Origin of the sequence: Dokdonella soli, assembly GCF_039523175.1 — a bacterium.
Taxonomy (GTDB): Bacteria; Pseudomonadota; Gammaproteobacteria; order Xanthomonadales; family Rhodanobacteraceae; genus Dokdonella_A; species Dokdonella_A soli.
Map to the genome: position 1 here is coordinate 594,564 of NZ_BAAAEU010000006.1, position 6,400 is coordinate 600,963.

At 58.3% G+C, this 6,400-nt stretch carries 4 protein-coding genes; 3 read left to right on the forward strand and 1 reads right to left on the reverse strand.

Annotated elements, in window-relative coordinates; translation table 11 throughout:
* The first annotated feature begins 89 nt into the window (after positions 1-89).
* On the forward strand, positions 90-1,355 hold the full coding sequence (locus ABD002_RS08340; RefSeq protein WP_343789354.1) for a hypothetical protein: 1,266 nt from the start codon (positions 90-92) through the stop codon (positions 1,353-1,355).
* 91 nt (positions 1,356-1,446) lie between these two features.
* The gene (locus tag ABD002_RS08345; protein WP_343789357.1) at positions 1,447-4,854 is read left to right on the forward strand and encodes a TM0106 family RecB-like putative nuclease; all 3,408 of its coding nucleotides are present in this window, start codon (positions 1,447-1,449) and stop codon (positions 4,852-4,854) included.
* 266 nt (positions 4,855-5,120) lie between these two features.
* Here the strand turns inward: ABD002_RS08345 and ABD002_RS08350 are convergent, their stop codons facing one another.
* The gene (locus ABD002_RS08350; RefSeq protein ID WP_343789360.1) at positions 5,121-5,492 is read right to left on the reverse strand and encodes a YciI family protein; all 372 of its coding nucleotides are present in this window, start codon (positions 5,490-5,492) and stop codon (positions 5,121-5,123) included.
* 581 nt (positions 5,493-6,073) lie between these two features.
* Here ABD002_RS08350 and ABD002_RS08355 point away from each other — a divergent pair.
* Entirely contained in the window at positions 6,074-6,319 is a 246-nt protein-coding gene (locus ABD002_RS08355) for a hypothetical protein (protein ID WP_343789363.1), read from the forward strand.
* Positions 6,320-6,400 lie beyond the last annotated feature (81 nt).

The window sequence follows — 6,400 nt, forward strand, 5'->3', positions numbered from 1 at the left end:
CGCTCCTGCCATTCTTGCGTGCCCCGTTCTCGCGGCACCCAGATGCCAGTGTAAAGTCCACAAATTCGCCTCATCGATCGAACACGCCAATGCCGATGTTCTCTTACCGCTGTGTTCTTTCACTCGTTGTTGCAATGGCCGCCGTATTTGCGGTGGTTTCGTCCGGAGCCGACTCGACCGAGGCAGGCGTTACGAACACGGCGACGCCGATCATCGCTCGCCTCAAACTCGGAGAGTCGCGCGATCCATTGTTTGACATGCATGGAAACGCGAACCAGGACCTGCAAAGCCTTATGGTCCTTCGCTTCAGCGCGACCAACGACGTCATGCACGGCATCGATCGCATGGAAGACGAATCGCGTCTCGCATGGGTGCGGGCAGCGCTCTTCGGCGTGCTTGGCTTCGTCAAGGACCCCGCGTCGATCGAGTGGCTGAGCGAGAAGCGCCGTTCGGATGTAGAGAACTTCTATCGCGACTACTTGCCGACGTGGAAAGGGCGGCTCGACGGCTTCGGTGGCTGGGAATGGTTGACTGGCCGCGACAGGTGGATCGCGTTCTGGCTCGAAGCGCTTCATGAGGAGCGCTCGCCCAACCGCCGCATCGGTCTTCTCTGTGTGCTATCTCAGTTCGACGATGCGAGCGTCGTATCGTTCTTTAGCGCACGCCGCGTCGAGGCAACGGACCCGAAGGAAGTTCTTCTTGTCGAAGGCTATTTGGACGCGCACGGCTTGCCGGCGAACGGCGAGCGAGTTGCGTGGGCGGTGGGCGCGCTGCGCCGCTCTCCGAAGAACAACGACTTTCTGATCTCGATGGCCCATGGCCTGCGCCACGAAGCGTTCGTGCCGTTCCTCGTCGGTGTTTCCGACAAGTCCGAGCGATACTCATATCCGCCTTACTACGCCGCCGAGCGCGACCTGCAAGCAATCACATTCGAATGCAACTTGCACGGCAAGGCCGCATGGGAAAGCTGGTATGCCGCGCACGGCAAGGAAGGCCGCACCGGGTGGACGCGAAGCGCCATCGATACATTTCGTACCGAGCTGGCTCAAAGCCCCAAGGAAGCTGCGCAGCGTTTCGATAAACTCGTCTATTGCTGGAACGAAATAGCGCTGTTGCCCTTCGTAGAAGACGAACTCGCGCCGCACGCGGAATTCCACAGCGCCATCGCTGGCTGGATCAACCTCACCTATAGCGACTTCGACCGCGAACGGCTGCGACCGCTCGCGGAACGCATTGGCGCGGACGGCCATATCGAAGACTGGTCCCGTCGTCTCCTGCAGGAGCGAGGCTATGTATCAGGTCAGCGCAAGGACACATGGGCCGAAGCTGTTGAGAGGGCCAACTCGCGGCTTTGATGTCGTGACGCACTAGGCCGCGAATATCTCCAATGAAGCGACCGGAGCACGATGAAGGTCCCGGTTGCCCTACCGCCGGACACCTCGAGATATGAAGACCCTAAACGGATCAATCGCACTCTCAGCCAGCGATCTGGTCGGCCACCTCAATTGCCGAACACTATCTGATCTGGACCGGGCGGTAGCGGAAGGCGCTTTAGCTCGTCCTCCGGTCTGGACTGATCCCTACCTTGAGGCATTGAGAGAACGTGGTGACCGTCATGAGCAGGCCTTTGTTAGGCACTTGGAGGGGACGGGCTTAGACGTTGTTCGCATCGATGGTGTTGACGTGACCGACGAAGGGTTGGCGGCTACCCAAGAGGCGATGACAGCGGGCGTCAGCGTCATCGTGCAAGGCGCCTTGAGAAAGGGGGCATGGAGTGGCCGCGCCGACATTCTCTTGCGAGTCGAGACACCTAGCGTATTCGGAACCTGGTCGTACGAGGTTGTCGACACTAAGCTTGCACGCGAAACAAAAGCGGGTGCGGTCCTTCAGCTCTGCGTCTACTCCGATCTTCTGGAGCATGTTCAGGGTGTTGCGCCGGAACACATGTCGGTCGTGACACCGTGGTCGGATTTTGAAATGCAGCGATATCGCTTCGCAGACTACGCGGCCTACTACCGGAGCGTGCGTCGAAGCCTTGAAGTGGTTCAGAAAGGCGATCGCCCGCAGGACCACTACCCTGATCCGAAAGCACACTGTGATGTTTGTCGATGGCAGGTTTCCTGCGATCAGCGACGTCGCGCAGATGACCATCTTTCACTGGTGGCCGGCATATCGGCCCTCCAGATCAATGAACTTAACGCGCGTTCCGTTGGCACGGTGAGGCAACTCGCCGAGTTGCCGCTTCCCTTGCAGTGGAAACCTGATCGCGGATCACCAGGGTCCTATCCGCGTGTTCGTGAGCAGGCCCGAATTCAGGTTGAAGCGCGCGACGCTGGCGAAGGCAAGTTCGAAGTTTTGCCAATCGAGGACGGCTTTGGACTGACGCGTCTGCCGGAACCGTCCCGCGGTGACATCTTCCTGGATATCGAGGGCGATCCCTTCGTCGGCGAACACGGGATCGAGTACCTACTGGGCCATCAGTACGTGGAGCCGGACGGCGAAGCAATCTATCACCCCGCGTGGGCGCTGACACGAGAGGAAGAACGGGCTGCCTTTGAGGCATTCATTGATTTCGTCGTCGAGCGATCGAAGGTTTATCCAGACCTTCACATCTATCACTACGCTCCTTATGAGCCGGCCGCCCTGAAGCGCCTGATGGGGCGCTACGCAACGCGTGAAGAAGCAGTCGATTGGATGCTTCGCGCGAATGTATTCGTCGATCTGTACAGCATCGTGCGCCATGCGGTGAGAGCCAGCGTGGATAGCTATTCGATAAAGCGACTCGAACCGTTCTATCAGTACGAGCGATCCACCGCTCTGACTATCGCAAACCACTCACTCGCCAACCTGCAAACGTGTCTTGAGCTGGACGACATTGCTTCCATTGCCCCTGAGGACCGTCAAACCGTCGAACGCTACAACCAGGACGACTGTCGCTCGGCGTCCGCCCTTCGGGACTGGCTGGAGGGTTTGAGGAGTGCGCAGATCGCTAGTGGAGTAGCCATTGCGCGCCCGACGCCCGAAGACGGCGTTGCGAGCGAGAACGTCACCGCATGGCTCGAACGGATTAACGCTTTGGTGGTGCGACTGACAGTAGACATTCCTGCCGATGTCGCTGCGCGCAGCGGCGAACAGCAGGCGCGTTGGGTCCTCGCCAACATCCTGGACTTTCATCGTCGGGAGCAAAAGGCGACGTGGTGGGAGCACTTTCGCTTGGCAGATCTTTCAGCAGACGAGTTGCTTGATGAGCGTGCCGCCGTCTCAGGGCTTGTCTTTGAAAGAGTTGTCGGGGGCACCGCGCCAGCGCCGATTCATCGCTATCAGTTTCCGCCGCAGGACTTCGAGTTTCGAGAGGGCGATGACGCATTGAGTCTCGGCGGTGGGAAATTCGGATCGTTCGTGGCGATTTCGATGGAGAACCGCACGGTCGATATCAAGAAACGTAGAGATACAAGAGACATGCATCCTGAGGCAGTCTTCCGGAGCAAAATCGTCAATGCACAAGTCATGGGGGATTCGCTCGTGCAAATCGGTGACTACGTCGCGACCCATGGCATCAGTGGAGAAGGGGCGTACCAGGCGGCCCGAGATCTCTTGCTAAGAGTTGCTCCGCGTCTCGTCCACGAGGCGATCCAGCATGAGAACGAGTCGACATTGGATGCCGCGATGAGGGTCGCGAGACACTTGCAAGCAGGGGTCTTACCGATTCAAGGGCCGCCCGGCACTGGAAAAACATATACCGCTGCCCGAATGATCTGCGAGTTGGTACGTAGCGGCCGTAAGGTAGGTATAACGGCCGCCAGCCACAAGGTCGTCCGTAACGTCATTGATGAAACAGTCCGAACCGCCAACGAACTTCAGATAGCGCTCACATGCTGCCTCAAGGTCGCGGACATCGAAGACCCTCAGCCACGCATCGCATTCACAACGGACAATGGACAGTTTTTCCACTCGTTGAGTCACGATGTGCAAGTCGGCGGCGGAACCGCGTGGCTATGGTCGCGACAAGAAGCATTTGAGTCCGTTGATGTTCTGTTCGTGGACGAAGCGGCGCAGATGTCTTTGGCGAATGTCCTTGCGGTCTCCCAAGCAGCCCGCGCGATCGTTCTGATCGGCGATCCGCAGCAACTCGATTCACCAATCCAAGGCACACACCCTGACGGATGCGACGCCTCTGCACTTCACCACGTTCTAGGAGACGAACAGACAATTGCGCCTGACAAGGGCCTGTTCCTTGCCGAAACCTGGCGATTGCATCCGGATATTTGTGCCTTTACGTCGGAGCTCTTCTACGCAGGTAAGTTGCATCCCATAGCAGGACTGTCCAGACAAGTCATCCGCTCACCCAGCCTCCTCGCAGGCTCAGGTCTGCGCTACGTTCCCATACCCCACACAGGGAACCAGAACGCATCGATAGAAGAGGCCCAGGCCGTCTGCTGCCTTGTAGAGGCGCTCCTGGCGGGAGGATCGACATGGATCGATCGTGACGGGCAGGAGAAAGATCTCACGATCGACGACATATTGATCATCACCCCGTACAACGCTCAAGTGATGGAGATCAAGCGCGTTCTTCCGAACGCGAAGGTCGGAACAGTGGACAAGTTCCAGGGTCAGCAAGCTCCGATCGCGATCTACTCGACAGCAAGCTCAAGTCACGCTGACGCGCCGCGCGGTATGGAGTTTCTATACAGCCTGAATCGGTTCAATGTCGCGACCTCGCGTGCCAAATGCCTTTCGGTCCTCGTATGTTCACCGGGTGTCTTTGAGGCCGAATGTCGAACGCCCCGTCAGATGCAACTTGCCAACGCGTTCTGCCGGTACCGGGAAATGGCCGTGGAACTAGCACCCATTTGAGTGCCAAGGTTGTCGATTCTCGTGTGATTGAGCTAGGTCTGTGTGAATAGACCGCGCGCCAACAGCAGATGGCTATTGGCCAACGATCAGCATGCGGCACGAGCTACCGTATGTGGCACAACTGCGAATGTGGCGCGACCGAACTATTCGCTCAAGCGGACCGCTGCGACGGGTTGCGGCATCCTGACGTTCCTCGCGGCAGCGGCCGCTTAGCTCAAGCGTTAGGCGCCACAAGTCCCGCCGCTGGTGGCCGGATGCCGCCTCGGTCAGCGTGCTGGCTTGGAGAGAAATTCTCGAATCTCTTGAGCGCACCGACACGCCACGGCAATCTTCGCCGCCCACTGAAGCGCTTCCGCACGGGTCGCTACATCGACGACGGTGAAACCACCAATGAAGTCTTTCGTCGCCGGATTCGGCCCTTCGCTGACCATCCCGTTTGTGGCCACCACAGTTGCCTTTCCCGGGTCACCCAATCCTCCAGCAAAGACGAACTGCCCTGCGTCCTTGATCTCCTGCACCACCGCACGCGCCGCCTTCGCAACATCGGGCAAATCTTCATCTGGAAAGGTCATGTCGCCGTCATTGAACGAGATTAAGTACTGTGTCATGCGATGTTCCTTGCTGCGGCCCGCCACCATGACTGGGCTCGTGCCCTTACGACGAGTCTTGAGTCTTGAATTCGACAAGCCGATGGCAAATATTCTTGCCTAGGCTTCTGGGCAGACGCGCAGTGCAAGCGGCATGGGCCTGGGTGACGTCTAACCACTCGCTCAACCTGCTACGATGGCTTGCGGTATTCTGACGCCCCTCGCGGCAGCGGCCGCTTAGCTCAAGCGTTAGGCAAGCATGGCTGACCAATCCAAGCTTGTAAGCATGCTTCAAGAATTTCGAGGCCTACTCGCTCGCCCAGACAACGATTTTTCCTGGTCGAGCTGGGAAAACTCGGAGACCGCACTGCGAGAGATAGATGCGTTCATATCTGTTGCAAAGAGCGGCGCTGTGCCAGATCTCGGAATCCTTCTTGTTCCTACTGGGCCCGCTCAAGAGGTTAGCCTTAGCAGTGGCTGGGCTGACGAGTTTCTCACTCTCGCCGATCGCATTGAGGCAGAGGTTGAGCGTGCCTAACTATTCGCTCAAGCGGACTGCCGTGACGGGTTGCGGTATCCTGACGCCCGTCGCGGTAGCGGCCGCTTAGCTCAAGCGTTAGGCCCTCCTAGACATGCAGGAAGAAATCGCCAAGAGCGCCCTCGCCGTCGCCAAGTTCCTTGTCTACTACATCATTTGGCCGCTCGTGCTGTTCAACCTGGGCCGCGTAGCCCTGCTTCTTATTACGTTTGGTCGGTATCCTCGCGGCTTGGACACCGAGTGCCATGTCAATCAAATCTCGCTAGCGGGCGTCTTTGTACTCGTCCTAGCCTGGTCGCTTATTGCCGTCTACAACAACACGGTTGGCGCCCATGCCTAACCACTCGCCCAAGCGGACGCGATAGTTCCTACGGTTTAGTGGACACCCTGAACTCACCCTTCAGGAGTGATCACGATGCCA

What these genes read in the sequence shown, in the direction of transcription:
- ABD002_RS08345 (WP_343789357.1), top strand. Translation starts at nt 1,447, where the DNA reads ATGAAGACCCTAAACGGATCAATCGCACTCTCAGCCAGCGATCTGGTC.
- ABD002_RS08355 (WP_343789363.1), top strand. Translation starts at nt 6,074, where the DNA reads ATGCAGGAAGAAATCGCCAAGAGCGCCCTCGCCGTCGCCAAGTTCCTT.
- ABD002_RS08350 (WP_343789360.1), bottom strand. Translation starts at nt 5,492, where the DNA reads ATGGTGGCGGGCCGCAGCAAGGAACATCGCATGACACAGTACTTAATC.
- ABD002_RS08340 (WP_343789354.1), top strand. Translation starts at nt 90, where the DNA reads ATGCCGATGTTCTCTTACCGCTGTGTTCTTTCACTCGTTGTTGCAATG.